The 16,821-nt window shown below is 40.0% G+C and carries 12 protein-coding genes; all 12 read right to left on the bottom strand.

Features of this window, described 5'->3' with window-relative positions; all coding sequences use genetic code 11:
* Window positions 1–4 precede the first annotated feature (4 nt).
* Entirely contained in the window at window positions 5–673 is a 669-nt protein-coding gene (locus tag RG608_RS07755; RefSeq protein ID WP_002928879.1) for a hypothetical protein, read from the bottom strand.
* An 8-nt stretch (window positions 674–681) separates the two neighbouring features.
* A complete protein-coding gene (locus RG608_RS07750; RefSeq protein WP_308946808.1) occupies window positions 682–2,619 on the bottom strand; it encodes a virulence factor in 1,938 nt (645 codons plus the stop codon).
* Between the two features lie 5 nt (window positions 2,620–2,624).
* Entirely contained in the window at window positions 2,625–3,329 is a 705-nt protein-coding gene (locus RG608_RS07745; protein WP_002928875.1) for a hypothetical protein, read from the bottom strand.
* A gap of 1,530 nt (window positions 3,330–4,859) precedes the next feature.
* Window positions 4,860–5,615: a hypothetical protein gene (locus RG608_RS07740; RefSeq protein ID WP_308946807.1), complete on the bottom strand. Its 756-nt coding sequence runs from the start codon at window positions 5,613–5,615 to the stop codon at window positions 4,860–4,862.
* Window positions 5,616–6,684: 1,069 nt separating this feature from the next.
* Entirely contained in the window at window positions 6,685–7,446 is a 762-nt protein-coding gene (locus RG608_RS07735) for a hypothetical protein (protein ID WP_268687084.1), read from the bottom strand.
* Between the two features lie 1,279 nt (window positions 7,447–8,725).
* Window positions 8,726–10,498: a pLS20_p028 family conjugation system transmembrane protein gene (locus RG608_RS07730; protein ID WP_308946806.1), complete on the bottom strand. Its 1,773-nt coding sequence runs from the start codon at window positions 10,496–10,498 to the stop codon at window positions 8,726–8,728.
* Between the two features lie 5 nt (window positions 10,499–10,503).
* A complete protein-coding gene (locus tag RG608_RS07725) occupies window positions 10,504–11,697 on the bottom strand; it encodes a hypothetical protein (protein WP_268687086.1) in 1,194 nt (397 codons plus the stop codon).
* A gap of 3 nt (window positions 11,698–11,700) precedes the next feature.
* Entirely contained in the window at window positions 11,701–12,024 is a 324-nt protein-coding gene (locus RG608_RS07720) for a TrbC/VirB2 family protein (protein WP_002928859.1), read from the bottom strand.
* A 229-nt stretch (window positions 12,025–12,253) separates the two neighbouring features.
* Window positions 12,254–14,170, bottom strand: a complete 1,917-nt coding sequence (locus tag RG608_RS07715; protein ID WP_268687087.1) for an AAA family ATPase — start codon at window positions 14,168–14,170, stop codon at window positions 12,254–12,256.
* Entirely contained in the window at window positions 14,170–14,535 is a 366-nt protein-coding gene (locus RG608_RS07710) for a hypothetical protein (RefSeq protein ID WP_002896822.1), read from the bottom strand. The genes RG608_RS07715 and RG608_RS07710 overlap by 1 nt, the downstream gene beginning before the upstream one ends.
* A gap of 90 nt (window positions 14,536–14,625) precedes the next feature.
* Complete coding sequence (locus RG608_RS07705; RefSeq protein WP_002928855.1) at window positions 14,626–15,660, bottom strand: hypothetical protein; 1,035 nt, start codon at window positions 15,658–15,660, stop codon at window positions 14,626–14,628.
* Window positions 15,661–16,072: 412 nt separating this feature from the next.
* Window positions 16,073–16,819 (bottom strand): hypothetical protein, encoded by a 747-nt coding sequence (locus RG608_RS07700; protein ID WP_268687088.1) that lies wholly within the window; start codon window positions 16,817–16,819, stop codon window positions 16,073–16,075.
* Window positions 16,820–16,821 lie beyond the last annotated feature (2 nt).

Below are 16,821 nucleotides of genomic sequence, written 5' to 3'. Positions count from 1 at the left end.
CGCATTAAATTTTTCGTCTGACAGAAAAACGGCCTTTTTGGGGACTAGTGTAGAGCTCATCAGTAATAGTTGTCGAGCCCCATAAACCCTTGATTTTGAAAGTTCTGGTGATTTCTTTTTCATTCAGCCCTGTGACTTTGTCTGATACTGTCTTAGTCACTTCCTTGGTCAGCCGAAAATCATCAGGATTCAACAGTTCCAACACCATATAGGCATGACGATAAGCCCGATATTGCTTCTTATTATTCAGACGTTTGCTATATAGAGGAGAAAATTCTTTACTCAGCTTAGCTATTACACTAACCACAAACCGGCGATGAACAGACTCTAAATAACAGATAAACAGCAACAAAACCAAATATAAATCCGCGGTCACCCCAAACTCTGTCAAGAGCGTAGAAGGGAGAAAAGTCAGCAGCAAAACTGGAACAATGGCCTGATACTTTCCCTGAGCAAGGAGAAAGCAAAGAACAACTGCTCCAACAATTAAGGAGACAGAAAAAGTCATCGTCACCAAGCGACCTCCAGATAGCGCCATTAAATAGGCTAAGTTCAGACCAAAGCCGAGCAGAAAAGCAGCACCAAAAGCTACTGTTGCAATCCAACGCAGCCAAAAGAAGGTTTTTAAGGTTTTGGTTGAGTAAAACCAGTTGTTAAACCGTAAAACAAGCATATCATCTCCTAATCTACACTGGCATATCTTTCTAGTTCGTTCCCTAAAAATTCCTGGTTAAAGACAACATTCCCATGCCCAGCGATATTGAGAAAGAGCTGCCCCTGAACTAGGTTAGGCAAAGTTTCCAGCTCAGACTCTGTCATGGACTCTCTCAGAGCGTCTGCCAGTAGGTGGACTGTAGTCTCATCTGTATTAGCAAAGACACGATACTGCATCAAGGAGAAAATCCGCCTGATGGATGATGCATAAATATCTAGGGTTGTATTTCCGCTGGCAACCAAAACATTCTGCAGGGAGGACATTTCCAGTACAACTCCTGCATAGTTCGTCCCCATTTCCTCAATCATATCAGCCAGGAAAGTTACTGACTGAGAATAGCGGATATCCAAAACCATCTGTGCTGAAGAAATATTAATCACATAGTGAGTCAACTGATCATGAGTCAGGGACAGATTTTGCTTGCGCTTCTGCCGCTGAATTTTCCCGTTATTAACCACATAAGAAGAAATCAGAGACAAAACCTGGGTCAACTGAAGATTAAGCAGCATAGGTGTCTTAGTCAGCTCCGACAGATCAATCGTCACCACTTGCTCCTCTGACAAGTCTTCAAAGTTGGTGTAGACATCAAAGATTGGACCGTAGTTTTTATTGAGAGAGCTGAAAGTTTTGGAAATACGCCCTACAGATCTCGTATCATGATCATTTCCGGCCTTTCCTGCTGCCCGATAACGCTGTTCCAAAAACGAACAAAACTGGGACAGACGAGGATGCTCATCATTAACAATCGTTGTGATATGAATCTTTTCGGCATTCTTCTCTGCATTGTGCTGCCATAAGCCAATAGATACATAAAAATCTGTAATCAAATCTTCTAAGCGCAGCAAATCGTCAGAAGTGATCTCCTGGTTCAGCACCTGAGCAATACTTTTTAGCTTAGCCACATGTAGACGGAAAGAACCGATTTCATCAACTTCAACTCCATTTTCCTTGGTCATGGTTGGGAGAACCTGCATGATATTGATCTTATTAGCTCCACCAGACATACTAAGCACTTTTCCGTATTGAAACTTTGTCAAATCATGAAAAGTTCCATCCAAGTCAATATTGATAATCTTGTGTCCTCTAGCATAGAGGGAATCCGTGTGTTTGAGGACGAACTTCTTTTGATACATTTTAGGAGCACCGGCTACAAACATAAAAGGCCGAGTCCGAATATCATCATTCTGTAGGAAATCTAGATTGACTGCACCGCTGGTTGGCGTGTAGCCAAAGTAAGTTCCATGCGGATCTGCCAGCTTGGTGTGGTTAAACCAATAACCACCAGACAAATCCCGTACCGGCACCGGCTGGGGTTGACGGTGATTGGGCAAATCCTTCTGACGCAAAGGTGGAACAAAAGGTGAATGATACTCAATGTCCTGCTCACCGATAAAGGACGTCATGGAAAATTTCGGCGCCCCATTTTTAATCTCAGACATTTTTTCAAACAGCTCTTTTTCAGTATTCCCCGAAGCATAGATACGGGTCCAAATACCCTTAACGCCCGAGTTATTGTGGCGAATATCCTGTTCCAGCAACATCAAATCCTGCACTTCATCCAGTTCGGCCTGATTCTTAGTAGCTTTTTGATTTTCATCAATCCGTGAACTCTTTTCTTCGACAGCCTTGGAGGCCTTTTCCTGCACCAGCTTATTATCTAAGCGAGTGACATGCATAAAGGCTCTAGTTCCCTGTACCTGCATCAGTTCCGTACCCCAGTAGTCATTCAGGCCACCTGTAGGATATCCCGTTACAAACAAGGTTGCATGATAACCATCTCCTGACTTCCAATAGCGGTCATCGGATTTAAAGTCAATATTCCCCTGAGGCTGAATCCGGCTGATGAAGGGCAAGTCATAGCCTCTAGCTATCAACTTTTTAACTTTTCGTTTCTTTAAAAACATCTCTACTACACCTTTTCATTTTGATTGTTGTACTGCTTAAGAATCTGCTCTTTTTTGCTAGCCGAAACAATAACTGGAACAAAATCCCCATTTCCGCTAGTCTGGGCCTTACGCACCTGCCTATGCAAGTCTTCAATAGTGTCTCCGTAAAGCCAGATTAAAAATTCTGCATTGTATAACTCCTGCTCGACAGCTTCTTCCGACAGAATATTCTGCATGAGAATACTTTCCCGATCCTTCAGCTGCTCCATTCGGTTTTCACTGATTCCGGTCTTGCTCATTTCTCGCCGAACTTCATTTAAAATCCGTCTAGACTCAATAATCTGTTCGGAAGTATCTGTCGGTAGAGTTGTAGACTCAAACATATAGTCAAAGGTGATCTCAGAGTTCCATTTCCTGAAGTTCTGAATGGTTCGCTGCCGCTCATTGTCCGAAAGAGAATTCAAATCTTTCCCTCTCACTTCCATGATTTGCAGATAGCCTGAATAGCCATTTTCCAAAGCAATCGGCTGTCCCTTGACGTTGTTTAAGATCGCCTTAGTGTCCAGCAATTCGACCGTAGAAAGAAAATCGCGATTTTCAAACTCCTTTGTATCATAAGAAAATTGATTTTCCGCAATCTTCCCAAGCCGACTATTACCGTTTCCGGTTGTTTCTTGTTTTTTCTTTTTTCCCATTTTTTTGGAAGAACTTGGTTTTTTTAGAGCCATAAATCCTATCCTTTTCTCTATTTTAAGTATTATAAAAACATTATACTTTATCAAAATCTCATAAGGCTTTATGATAAAGCAGAAGCCCTTGTTTTAGATTGATTTTTGCCCTTTCTTGGGATAAAATAGGAAGAAATATAACCTAAGAGGCAGTTTATTGATTTCCAGTTTTATCCAACAACATCCCTTTCTAACTCTACTAGTCTGGCTGCTTTGGCAAATTCCTGTCGCTTTCAGCTATTCTAGTCTAGCTCACTCCAAACTTAAACGTATTCTCATTCTCACACTAACATCCATCTGCGGCGGTCTTGGTGGAAGTTTTGGAGTCACTTGGAACGATTTAAAAAATCCTCGCTTTCAGCTAGCCTCCTACACCTTTGCGATTTTCCTAGGTTTCATCACCTCGGGACTACTGTTCGGCTATATCTTGCTCAATTGGTTATCAAAGTTCCTGCCTTTTCTAGCGGGAACATAATCCAAATAGCCCAAAAATTTCTGTATTTGGTATAAAAAACAGGTTGATAAAATAGAGAAGTTAGGGTATAATAAAGACTCTTGACTAGGGTCTAAGCATTTGCTTATTACCCCCCAAAGCCCTTATCTACTGCAGTAGATAAGGGCTTTTTACGTTCTCTATACATTGAATACAAGGGCGGCAGAACTATTTCTTTCTGCGGCGTGTCGGGAACCGGCGCGGTTTCTTCGCGCTGTTCTTACGACTTTTGATAGTATCAAACCAGCAAAAAACTTTCAAAGCAAGATAAAGAACACTGAAAAAGACCTTTCTTTAAGTTGATCCCCATTGACAAAATTGAAAAATAGGGTATACTAAAGTTCCGAATAGGTTCTAAGCATTTGCTTATTACCCCCAAAGCCCTTATCTACTGCAGTAGATAAGGGCTTTTTACGTTCTCTATACATTGAACACAAGGGCGGCAGAACTATTTCTTTCTGCGGCGTGTCGGAAACCGGCGCGGTTTTTTCGCGCGGTTCTTACGACTTCTAACAGTCTCAAACCAGCAAAAAACTTTCAAAGTAAGATAAAGAACACTGAAAAAGACCTTTCTTTAAGTTGATCCCCATTGACAAAATTGGGAAAATAGGGTATACTGAAGTCCCGAATAGGGTCTAAGCATTTGCTTATTACCCCAAAGCCCTTATCTATTGCAGTAGATAAGGGCTTTTTTACGTTCTCTATATATTGAACACAGGGGCGGCAGAACTATTTCTTTCTGCGGCGTGTCGGGAACCGGCGTGGTTTTTTCGCGCTGTTCTTACGACTTCTGATAGTATCAAACCAGCAAAAAACTTTCAAAGTAAGTTAAATCGCATTGAAAAATCTTTCTTCAAGAAATCAATTCATCAACATAGATGTTCGGGTCTCTATATAAATTCTTTTCAAAACTCTCGTCTATAAGCTTCGCAGATTTTATCTCGCATTCTGACACTGACTCTTGGGGAACTAGCATAAGAATGTCCATTCTGGAAGACAAAAAAACTGGAAAGATAAGTTTCTTTCCAGTTCCATCTTTATTCAACATCAATCCCTTTAGTTTTTAAGGTATCCAGTTTGAATTCATTCTTACTACGAGTGACAAAGAGCGGCTTGTGATCGTCTTCTGTTTCAAAACCATTATAAGTACTATTATAAACCTTGGTTGTGCTCGTAACATGTTTTAATTTCAAAGTATAATTCCAAAAAGTCCCAAAATTCCGGTCCGGCTTACTAATATCTAAAAAATCAATTTCAATATTCTCGCTAGCAATATTCTTACCAGTATCATCCGTTACAAGTTTAACCTGAAAATCAGCCGTTGGTAACTTGCCCTTACCATCTCCATAAGGCTTCAGCGCTTCTGCTAATTCCTTATATTGAGTCTCGTCTGGAAATTGTTCTGCATTGCTGGCAGTCACATCATAGATATGTTTCAAAAAAGTCCCTTCCTGACTTTCATAATATTCCATGATTTCTTCATCGGTCATTTTAGACAGTTCGCCAAAGGATTTACCTTCATCCCTATTAAAAGTTGTATACCCTTTGACTTTTCCTTTATTAAAAACATAGACAGCAAAAGGATGACTCTCCTTAGATACTTCATCTGCCACATACCAAATTTCATTCTTCGCATTTTTCAGATGCTCATAAATTCCCTCTTCCGTTTTTTGCACTTCAGAGCTGGAATCATTGGTATTGCCTCCTTTATAACTGCAGGCTGATAAAAACAGAAGGAAAATTGAGGAAACTGCTAAAAGCAGGGGGAGATATTTTTCTTCATCATATGACACCTTTACTTTCTTTATTTGCTATATTATAACGAAATTTCGGAAAAAAACAATCTATGATAAAAAGTTCTCCTAAACTTCAGAATCAGTCCATCTTAGGTATAAAAAATAGCTTGACAAAATAGAAAAATTAAGGTACAATGAAGACTCCCAAACAGGTTTTAAGCATTTGCTTATTACCCCAAAGCCCTTATCTACGGCAATAGATAAGGGCTTTTTTACGTTCTCTATATATTGAACACAGGGGCGGCAGAATTATTTCTTTCTGCGGCGTGTCGGGAACCGGCGCGGTTTCTTCGTGCTGTTCTTACGACTTCTGATAGTATCAAACCAGCAGTCAATACATTTATAAAAAATATATGACAGAACTGACTTGACAACATGAAAAATGATTTCCCAAACAGGATTTACCATTTACATTCCCCCCTTTCGTTAAAGATGCATTGACTTCTAGTCTATTAGACACTAAATCAACACTCGAAAGGGAGCTTGTTTTAGATTGAGCTCACAATCTTTTCGATACATAAGATCACCTCCTTTATTGATGCGTCCATAAGTCTGTCCAAACAAAAAAAGCCACACTCGTAGCTTACCATTTGAACACCTGTGAAATCAGAATTTTTTCCAACTGGAAATACTTTCTGATTCGACATTCATTTGTTCAGCAAAAAAGACCCTTCAAACAAGTTCAAAGCACACCAAAAAACGATTCTAATAACAAAACATCCTATTTAGTCAGTTTTGAAAAAATCTTTCTTAGTGTTCTTCAAGCCATAGCCCGAAAAGTCATAATATTACCGATAGTCATAAATGTCTAAGCTGTTACACAAAATCTTTCAAAATACCAATCCCATAGCTTCGTAGATTGTTTTTCTGTATTTTGGCACTATCTCTTAAGCAGTCTAAGTCTCAGTAAAGAGTAGAAAGTCAGTTCTTAAAGATAGAATGAAGCCGACAGGCCTCATACCCAACTGAAAAGTAATAAATAATTTATACAAGTTCATTATACTATATCTCAAATGATTGTCAAGACAGTAAAAACGGAAAGATAAGTTTCTTTCCGTTTCCATTTTTATTCTATTTCCAGTCCCTTAGCATTTGTTTTAGTAGTATCTAAGTCAAACTGCTTTTTACTACGAGTAACAAATAAAGGTTTCGCAGCATCCTCTGTTTCAAAACCATTATAGGTGCTATCAAAAATCTTAGTAGTGCTTGTTACATGCTTCAAGACAGCAGTATAATGTGGAAATTCTCCAACTCTTGATGCATGTTGACCGACACCCAAGAGATTGATATCAATATTCTCACTTTCGACACCAGTCCCACTTTCATCTGTCACTAGCTTAACCGTGTACTTAACAGCAGGAAGCTCGCCATTCCCGTCTGCGTATTTTTTATACGCTTCAGATGTTGCCTTAGACACCTCATTTTGATTGATATTCGCATAAAACGAATCTGCCTGCTCAGAGAGACCTTTTAAAGCTGCCCCTTCCTGACTTTCATAGTAATCAATAATTTCCTTATCGGACATCTGCGCTAAATCTCCGAAAGATTTCCCTTCTATATTGGCATCAAATAAATTATAACCTTTGACTTCTCCCTTGTTGAAGATATAGATATAAGAAGGATAAGAGGTTTTTGATACTTCCTTAGTTACATACCAAATTTCATTCTTCGCATTTTTCAGATGCTCATAAATTCCCTCTTTCGTTTTTTGCACTTCGGAACTGGAACCATTAGTATCGCCTTCCTTATTGGAGCTGCAGGCTGATAAAAACAGAAGGAAAACTACGGAAGCTGCTAAAAGCAAGAGAATAGGTTTTTTCTTCATCATACGACACCTTTACTTTCTTTATTTACTATATTATAACGCAATTTCAGAAAAAAACAATCTATGATAAAAAGTTCTCCTAAACTTCAGAACCAGTCCATCTTAGGTATAAAAAATAGGTTGACAAAATAAAAAAAAAGGATATAATAAAGGTCCCAGAATTGGTTTTAAGCCATTGCTTATTACCCCAAAGCCCTTATCTACTGCAATAGATAAGGGCTTTTTTACGTTCTCTATGAATGGAACACAGGGGCGGCAGAACTATTTCTTTCTGCGGCGTGTCGGGAACCGGCGTGGTTTCTTCGCGCTGTTCTTACGACCTCTAATAGTCTCAAACCAGCAGTCAATACATTTATAACAAATATATGCTAGGACTGATTTGACAACATAAAGAATGATATCCCAGAATTGACTTACCATTACACTACCCCCTTTCGTTAAGATGCATTGACTTCTAGTCTATTAGACACTAAATCAACACTCGAAAGGGAGCTTGTTTTAGATTGAGCTCACAATCTTTTCGATACATAAGATCACCTCCTTTATTGATGCGTTCATAAGTCTGTCCAAACAAAAAAAGCCACACTTGTAGCTTGCCATTTGAACACCTGTGAAATCAGAATTTTTTCCAACTGGAAATACCTTCTGATTCGACATTCATTTGTTCAGCAAAAAAAGACCTCTCAAACAAGTTCAAAGCACACCAAAAACCGATTCTAATAACAAAACATCCTATGTAGTCAGTTCTGAAAAAATCTTCCTTAGTGTTCTTCAAGCCATAGCCCGAAAAGTCATAATATTACCGATAGTCATAATAAATGTCTAAGCTGTTACATAAAATCTTTCAAAATACCAATCCCATAGCTTCGTAGATTGTTTTTCTGTATTTTGGCACTATCTCTTAAGCAGTCTAAATCTCAGTAAAGAGTAGAAAGTCAGTTCTTAAAGATAGAATGAAGCCGACAGGCCTCATACTCAACTGAAAAGCAATAAATAATTTATACAAGTTCATTATACTATATCTCAAATGATTGTCAAGACAGTAAAAACGGAAAGATAAGTTTCTTTCCGTTTTTACATTATTTTTTACCAGAATCTTTCTTGTTGATACCGCCATTGTTTGAAGAACTGGACGGTTTATTATTAGTATTATTAGAAATCTGCGAGCCAGATGCTCCACCAATTCCCTGCTTAGCTTGATTCGGCTTATTCGCATTTGTCGCAGCATTTCCGACACCTGATGCTTCACTTTTAGTTCCTGCCTTCGAGTTGGCTCCAGAAGCTAAAGTATTAGAAACCGCTGTTCTTCCAGCATTATAGTTTTCTCTAGCAGCACTGCCAACATTTTAACAGAATTCTTAACTCCTTCTGCCGTGCCTTTAACAGAGTTCTTCGCGCTATCATAAGCACTATCAATACCTGCTTTAGCATGAGAACCTAGATTGGCTGCTGCCTTACCAACCCCGCCAGCCTGCTTAATGCCTTCCATAGCACCCTTAGCGCCGCCAACAGTTCGAGCAGCTCCAGCTCCAATTCCTTTGACTGCTGCACCAGCACCTCGAGCAGCTCCTTTAGCGCCGCCAACCGCTTTCCGAGCTGCAGTTCCAACGCCACGAGCAGACTTCTTAGCCACACCAGGGGCTGCTTTAGCCATTTTCATGCCAGAGCGGGAAGCTGCTGCACCCGCAGCCATACCAGCGCCGGCCATACCGGCCAGTTTGCTTCCTCCGCCTTGAGACGGAGAAACACCTAACCAACGCTCAACAGCACTATTACCACTAGTTAAAGCAAAATACACTCCTGCATAAATAATTATAGAAGCCATGATATTTTCCCAATAACCAAGCCCTGTGCTAAAACCATCTTCAGATAGGCCAGAAATCCCTTTAACCAATATGGTAGGAAAGTCTCTTAAAATACTCATAGCAACTCGAAGTAGGATAACCTCAAAGAAAATACCTGTAATAGTGCCAAAAATGGTCTGAAGCAATTCCTTGAACTTATCTGAGTTTTCAACAGAAGTATAGCCAACGATTGGAGCAATCATACCAGCCACAATAACTTGAAAAACCGATTGAACAAATTTAATTGACATACTGATGAGCAAGGCTATTAAAATAATCTGTTGAACAATAAGTCCAATCCAGTTAACATTATAGCGAAGATAAACTGCAGAGAAAACATTCTCTAAATCGCTCCAAAAACCTGGCTTAACTTCCGCAATCCGAACATTATCTGGCTCATTGGATATTAGAACCGAACTCAGGAGGTGACCAACTCCTTTCAGTTCTGAGTTATTGTCAAATTCTTTCAAAACTTCTTGGTCCGTTCCTCCATACCAAGCAGCAAAATCAGTCTGTAACAAATTATCATCACTTAAATTATTTAATTTAGTCTCTGATGGATTCAAGAAACCTTTACTGTCCATCCCTAGCACATTGATATCAAATTTATTCTGGATGACCACGTATAAATCAACTACATTTTTTTCATAAGGCTTTAGGGATAAGGAGGTAAAACCAGATTTCCCATCGTCTGACATTGTTCTTACTGTTTGCGCATCACGAGCCAAGAATCCAGAAAACTGCTTAATAGCCTGGGGCAGTAATCCTACAACTGCTGTAACCAAAAGAAAGTGGCCAATAATATCTTTATATCTTGCTAGACCTGTAACAAAATTCGCTGTTACAAACATAATCAAAAGTAAGACAAAAACAACAATCCCAAGTTTTTGCAGGCCATCAAAAATCTGTCCGACAAAGGTATCATTCTTTTCAAGATAATCAAAGAAACCAAATAACTTAAATAAATTATTATATATCGTTTCTAAGGATAGACTAATAGAATACAGTGCTTTGGTAATCCAACCTGGAAGGTAGAGAAAATAAGCAAAAACCTGAGGAATAGATGATAAATAATTAGACCATTGTACATAAAAATTAGCTCCAGCTTGAGTCTCCGGGGCATTATAAGTCCATTTATCCCCTACACCACCAGCTCTTATAGGAGGAGCCTTACTAAATAGGTCTTGAAGGTTTTCGTAACGCGTACCCACTCATATCACTTCCCTTCTTCGGAAGAGGCTTGGCTGGATTCAGACGGCTGGGATTGCTCTGAGCTGCCTTCTGTTTCAGATTTTTTATCGCCTTCTTCCGACTGCTTCTCTGAATTTTCTTCATCAGCTTTTTTCTCACTGATGTAGATACTGGTGACAGGTTCAGAAGTAATCAAGAAACCATATTCAGCCTTGCTATCTTCTTTAATACCAAATGAAAGGCGTTTGATTTTATTGACTCCTTCAGCTGTCGAAAAAGTAATCACATAAGTCAAGGTAAAAGAACCATCTTTTTCCAATTTGACACTTTCCAGTAGATTACTGATAACCTGAGCCTGCTCTGGCTGAGTATATTTGGCATCTCCAGAAGAGAGGAAAGGGTTGAGCGCTTCCTTATTTCCAGAATAGTAATTTGGAATAAAGAAACGTCCAAACACATCCGCTGCATGCTCTTTTGCTTGAAGTTTTTGGATGTTTTGCTGCTCTTGATAAAGATAAGCGGTCTGAGCCTCTAGCTCTGCTCGCTTGTTATTACCCATGATACCAATCACGACACCTACAAGGCCAATCAACAAACCTGCTATCCCAAGCCCCAGAGCAATTTTGCTCAAGAGCGGATTTTGTTCTCCCATTTCAGATACTCCTTTATTTCTAATCTTTTTAGAACTAGCTCTTTGCAGGGCTCCCTGCACGTCTGACTCAATAGGGAAATAAGGAAGGTCCGCCTGAGATAAGCCCAGACTTTCCGCATATGTTCTTAAAATCCCATTTTCTTTATCCGTAAAATAAAGAGCCAAGTCATCATAAGTGTATTCTTTGAAACGGGGATCGCGCAAGGAAGCTTCCATCAGCTTGGTCATCAGATTATCATAAGTATGATCAATCAGAAAAGGGCTGATACTGGGCTCATCTTCAATAGAGGGCTTGCCGCTTTCGTTATTAGCTAGAGAGACCTTAGCAAAAGTAAAATCCCCAAATTGATCCCGCAAGGCACGAAAAAGAACCTCCGCCTGAAGAAAAGTCAGATAAGGCAGACTGTCCTCCATGGTCCCAGTGTCTAGAAAATGCTCTTCGTCCAGATCTTCGATTAAATCCTTAATCGCTGCATTGTGCTTGGGAGAGTCCTTGCCTTCCCATTCAATATAAACAAATGAGGAGTCTTTGATAACTCCTCCTTTTCCTAAACCAAATCCTGCCATAGATTAACCACCAAACATTTGCTGAATAAATGGAACGGCTTGACTGGCAAGGACAATGACAACAACACCGATGATTACATAAACAATATGCCCTTTAGCCCATTCACGCATCTTTTGTGATAACATCAGACCAATACCAGCTACAACCAACATAGCAACGGCAATAGTAAAACCAAGGGCAGTAAAATTTTGCGTCGCCTTATCTGCTCCCTGATTGACTGAATCAAACGGGTTCTTCCCGCCTGCAAAAACTGGACTAGAAGTCAGAAATGTAGCGAGGGCAGTCATCACTGCTAGCCATTTTTGTTTAACTTTAAGATTTTTCAAGGTAGTATCTCCTTTTCTTATTTATCATGCTTTATTATAGCCTAGTTGCATATCGGTTTCGCTGTATCATAAAGAGAAATGAAGATTTTCCCAAAAGATTTATCTGATTCTCTTTTAGAAAATACAAGCTCATGCAAAAGCAAAATAGATTTTTATCTGCAATTCAACCTAAAGCAACGAACCTCTTAATCAGCCAATCAAAAGATTAAAGTCTGCTTGGGATAACTGATTACTCCACTTTCGTAGCTTCAAAATCCAGTGTCCGCTTGTCAATATGGTGAAAAATACCATCCGGTGCCTCTCCAATGACTTTGATTAGAACATTGTACTTGGCTCCTCGACGTTGCAACAGAAAAAGCTTCTCAGCGATGGGACCGGTCACCCGATCCTGAATCAGACGCTCCAAAGGACGAGCACCATTTTCTACACTGGTCCCCTTAGACCGCAGAAAATCATAAAATTCTGCCTTGTCTTCATATTGAAGATAGACCTTTTGCTCAGCCAGCCGTTTTTCTTCTTTCTTCCAAGCCAAATCTACGATAGCCTCAATGATATCAGCTGTCAACATATTAAAGACTACCTTGTTACCAAAACGGTTGATGAACTCAGGCCGGAAGGTCAGACTTAGTTCTTCTACAATCCGATTCATAAAACCTTCATAAGCTAGGTCAGTCATCTCTCCGAAGTTACCCTCGTTAGCGTAGGTCTTTTTGATTTCATCAGCACCTGAGTTGGTTGTCGCAATCACGATAGTATTTTTAAAGTTAATCTTGCGCCCTGTCCCTGTCGTCAAGTGACCTTCATCTAACACCTGCAGGAGAATATCGTAGATGTCTGGGTGGGCTTTCTCCAACTCATCCAGGAGAACTACAGAGTAAGGATTGTTTTTTACCGGCTCCGTTAGGAGACCTTTAGATCCAACAATGTTTTTACCAATCAGCTTATCCTTGTCACCTTTAGAGGAATACTCGGAACAGTCAATCCGTATCATAGCATCAACATTGTCAAAAAGAATCTTGGCTAGGGCTTTGGCCAACTCTGTTTTCCCAACCCCAGTTGTTCCTAGAAAGAGAAAGCTTCCCAGAGGTTTATTAGGCCGTTGAAAACCTTCTTTTGAGATATAAATGGTATTAGCCACCTGTGAAACTGCAAAATCCTGACCTTTTACATACTTCTTCAGCTCATCAGTGAAGTTCATCAGCCTCTCTGAGTCATCCTTCAGAATGGTTGTAACTGGAATCTTCTTCATTTTCTGGATAACGCGGGCAATATCTTCAATATCAACTACCTTGCGCTTCTCAAAATAAGCCTGAGCGGTCGCATCATCCAGCAAGTCAATAGCCTTATCAGGCAGAAAACGCTCAGGAATGTAACGGACAGCCAACCGAACAGCCTGCTCTACTGCATCGTCCGTGATGGTGATATTCCTTTCTTTTTCAAAACGCCGACGAATGTTCCCAAGGATAAAAATAGCTTGGTCTTCAGTAGGCTCCTCGACTGGTACCATCTGGACCCGCCGCTCCAAAGCCTTATCGGTTTCGATGGAACTTTGGTATTCTTCGTAGGTCGTCGCAGAAATCATCTGAATTTCCCCACGCGCCAAAGGCGGCTTGATAACATTTCCGGCATCCAACATACTGCCGTCACCACCGGCTCCAACAATGGTATGGACCTCATCAATAAAGAGGATATTTTCACCCTTGGTTACCTTTAACTCCTCAATAATCCGCTTGAGCCGCGAAACCATGTCCTCTCCATCTGACTTGCTGGAGATATTAGACAACTCCAAGGAACGAACTGTTACATGCTTAAACTCATCTGGGACATTGCCTTTTAGAATTTCTACCACCAATCCGTCCACAATCGCTGTTTTACCGGTCCCGGCTTCTCCGACTAAGATAGGGGAGTTTTTAGTCTGCCGCAGAAGAGATACAATGACTTGCTCTACCTCTTTATCCCGGCCAAAAACTGTAAAATTGTCAATCTTCTTGCGAATCTTTTCAGTAACATTCTCTGTGTATTTATCCAGATAAGGTGTTAAGCTCTCCTCTTCCTCAATTGACACTGAGTCTTGGAATTTCAAGGTATCGGGCATGATTTTTTCTTGGTATTCTTCTTTTTGCTGCAGTTTTTCAGTCTGTAACATTATCTTCTACCTATCCCTCTCTTTTCTGTTTTAGCGACTTCCTTGCTCCTCATACGGTCAATGGATTGGTATCTTTTACGTCGACGCGTTAAGAAAATCCTAATCGCATGAAGATTGTTTTTTCCGCCGTTAAAAGGGAACATCAGATAAAGAGCAATGATAAAAGTCAGCACAACGAAACTGATGTATTCAACCGCTTGTTGCTTAGGAAAGACTTTCCCACTGCCTGTGAACTGCATAGCAAGAATTGGAGCCCCAAATACAAAGAGCAAACTGAAAAGGCGGATACCGTAAAGTTTGACAGACGCAAAAAGATCTCGCGGAAAACCATAGGGACGGTTCTCATAGTTGTTTTCTTCTGACATAAGATTCTCCTTTAACTTTTTCGTTGCAGTTGAGCTGGCATAAACAGAGACTAGGCTAGCCAGAAGCAGCTAGTCCTAGTTCCCTTTTTCTTAAAAATCCATCTCAACTGAAGTAATTGGTGCATTAAACTGATAAGTCCCGTCATGGACTTCTTGCATGGAGCGATCCAGCGCATCAACAGCATTCTGCAGGGTAGAAATATTATCCTTAGCCTGATTAATCTTCATCTGCTTCCCGTTGATTTCTTTTTCAACATTTTCAATCTTCTCTTGATTTTCGGTCAAATTACTGCCAACCAGATACTGGCCTGACCGCTCTAAATCTTCCAGTGTCGTCCTATTTTCCTCAATGGAAGCTTCCAACTTTTCAATGGCTTTCTGGAGTTTCTCAATTTGCTTCATCTGGAATTTCTTTTCCTCTTCAAAAGCATTGAGAGCAAACTTTTCCCGAGACAAATCCTGCAGATAGGCATGTTTAAGTTTATCACTCTGAGCAGCCACCATGAACTGCACTTCATTGCTCAGCTCTGCCGTATCCGTTTTTTTCTTTTTCTTTTTAGATGAATAGCGTGTTTCGCTGGAAGTGATATCGTTATACTCTTCAATATCAACATCTACATCTTTGTTAGCCATTGTCTTATTGGTAATATTAAGGGCGATGGCTTCAAAATCCTCTGGAACATTTCTGACAATGACATCAATTTTATGGTTAGCTAGAGGAATAACCTCCATCTTAGTATCCTCACCCTGCTTTTTGGCATAGAGCATCCACTCTAAGTTCTTGGCATTGATACCTTTAGCAATAGAAGAAGTATAATCCGATGTCTCAAATTCCAGGAGCAGGATGCCATTTTTTTCTGAATAGACCTGCTTAGTCAGCATAATACGCCCAGAATCATTTTCAAAGTCTCGGCTCGTAGCTAGCTGCGCCTCTGTATACTCAATCCGCTGAGGAGACAAATAAGCATTGATTAGCAAAAAGAGCCACATTGATATCAGAACTAAAAAAGTTAAAAATTTCCTTAGGATAGCCCTACGTTTCAAGGTCTGAACGACTGCATTTCCAACGATATATTTCTCAATAAATACATCCAAAGCATCGTTATTATTCTTTTTATTGTCCATGTCTGTATTATAGCCCAAAAAAACAAGATAAATGTTTATGATAAAAAGAAAAAGACAGCCGCAAAAGCTGACCGTCTCTATTCTTCAAGCAAGTTACTTTTTGTTTCATCTTACAAAACAAAAAACTAGAAGAGCTGAGAATAAGGCTTCCCCCAGCTCCTCCAAATAAAAAGATTTAAAGTAAATAAGGTGTCGTAAAACCTTATTTAGGAGATACCAACAAACAGCAGTCATCAACACTGCTCCCAATTAGAAAAAAGTTAAAAAAGGAATTGTTGCTTGCCGGTATCATCAGTATATCATAACTCTACCTTCTTCTAGTTTATGATAAAAAGTAGGTAACCTAGTCTGCACTTAGCAAAACACTCGTTTCTGAAAGGGCTGAACTTCCTGCAGAAAAGAAAACGTACTTCTACTTGTTGTCTATATTAAGAATCTGAACCACGTAGTCTAACTCAGCTTGATTAAGAGTGATTCGCTCATCGTCTTCCTTAGTCGCCAGACTATAGAGCTTGTAACCCCTATCTTCCCAGACCATGGCCGTCGCGGCCTGATCTACACCATAACGCTGTGCTGCCTTTCCCCCTGCCTCTGAGGATATATCAATAAAAAGAATCTTATCCTGGTCTTGAACTTGCGCTAAAAGTTCAGGAACAGCGCGCTGACACTTTCTGCAGGCAAGCTTATAAAACAGAATAACCCGCTTATCTTTACTCTCTATCTTCTCAAGCAACTCGGAATAGCTTCCAGCTTCCATACTAAAAATCTGCTTGGCTTGCTGGCTATCTTTATGGATGAAGATGGTCTTATCAAAACTAAACTGATTGGAAAAGAAGCTACTTACCACACCACCTAAAAGCAAGAGTAAAAAGACAAAACACAGACAAGCAAGAGAAAGTTTCATATCACTGGCCTGGCTATATTTCTTCCCAAAAAGAAGAGGCAGCCTTGCAGAAGTCCTAGAAACGAGGTAATGGTAGGCAAAAATCAGATAGAAAAAAGGAAAGGAAAGGGAGAGAACGGACGACCAAATAAGTCTGTGACCGATATTGATTCGATATTGCCATAAAAACCAGGCAAAACAAAGGGTAAGAATAAAGCCACCTAGAACAGCAATATCCTCTTTCTTAGTTAAGCTTGACTGGGGTTCAGTTGTCATAA

This window comes from Streptococcus sp. IsoGale022 (genome assembly GCF_031142805.1).
Taxonomy (GTDB): domain Bacteria; phylum Bacillota; class Bacilli; order Lactobacillales; family Streptococcaceae; genus Streptococcus; species Streptococcus sanguinis_A.
This window is presented reverse-complemented; position numbering and strand designations above follow the sequence as displayed.

Excerpts from the sequence above, each read along its gene's own strand:
- RG608_RS07750 (WP_308946808.1), bottom strand. The coding sequence starts at position 2,619 with ATGTTTTTAAAGAAACGAAAAGTTAAAAAGTTGATAGCTAGAGGCTAT.
- RG608_RS07705 (WP_002928855.1), bottom strand. The coding sequence starts at position 15,660 with ATGGACAATAAAAAGAATAATAACGATGCTTTGGATGTATTTATTGAG.
- RG608_RS07745 (WP_002928875.1), bottom strand. The coding sequence starts at position 3,329 with ATGGCTCTAAAAAAACCAAGTTCTTCCAAAAAAATGGGAAAAAAGAAA.
- RG608_RS07710 (WP_002896822.1), bottom strand. The coding sequence starts at position 14,535 with ATGTCAGAAGAAAACAACTATGAGAACCGTCCCTATGGTTTTCCGCGA.
- RG608_RS07700 (WP_268687088.1), bottom strand. The coding sequence starts at position 16,819 with ATGACAACTGAACCCCAGTCAAGCTTAACTAAGAAAGAGGATATTGCT.
- RG608_RS07735 (WP_268687084.1), bottom strand. The coding sequence starts at position 7,446 with ATGATGAAGAAAAAACCTATTCTCTTGCTTTTAGCAGCTTCCGTAGTT.
- RG608_RS07755 (WP_002928879.1), bottom strand. The coding sequence starts at position 673 with ATGCTTGTTTTACGGTTTAACAACTGGTTTTACTCAACCAAAACCTTA.
- RG608_RS07715 (WP_268687087.1), bottom strand. The coding sequence starts at position 14,170 with ATGTTACAGACTGAAAAACTGCAGCAAAAAGAAGAATACCAAGAAAAA.
- RG608_RS07725 (WP_268687086.1), bottom strand. The coding sequence starts at position 11,697 with ATGGCAGGATTTGGTTTAGGAAAAGGAGGAGTTATCAAAGACTCCTCA.